Source organism: Pantoea sp. SIMBA_079, assembly GCF_046940275.1.
GTDB lineage: Bacteria > Pseudomonadota > Gammaproteobacteria > Enterobacterales > Enterobacteriaceae > Pantoea > Pantoea borealis.
The window spans coordinates 1-249 of sequence record NZ_JAWRYR010000686.1; the positions used below are offsets into that span (position 1 = coordinate 1).

The following is a 249-nucleotide window of genomic DNA, read 5'->3' on the forward strand; positions in this document are numbered from 1 at the left end:
CGTGTTCTTGCCGATCCAGCCCAGCCCGGCCTGTTCGGCCAGGGCTTTTTCCAGTACCGGGGCGCTGTCTACAAAGGCGCGGTAGCCGAACGGGCCGATGGCTTCCTGGATGCGGTCGGCAAGAAACTGAACGCGCTTACGCACCAGCTTGTGGTAGTCCCGGCCAAGCGCATAGCGCGACACGTAGGCCTTCTCCGGCTGGGCCAGGCGCTGCGCCATCTGCATGTCGCCGGGCAGGTAGTCCATGCG

The 249-nt window shown here is 65.5% G+C and carries 1 protein-coding gene; it reads right to left on the reverse strand.

Annotation, left to right across the window (positions count from 1 at the left end):
- The coding region (locus SB719_RS21715) for a QueG-associated DUF1730 domain-containing protein (RefSeq protein WP_412159968.1) at nt 1-249 on the reverse strand (249 nt) is incomplete at both ends.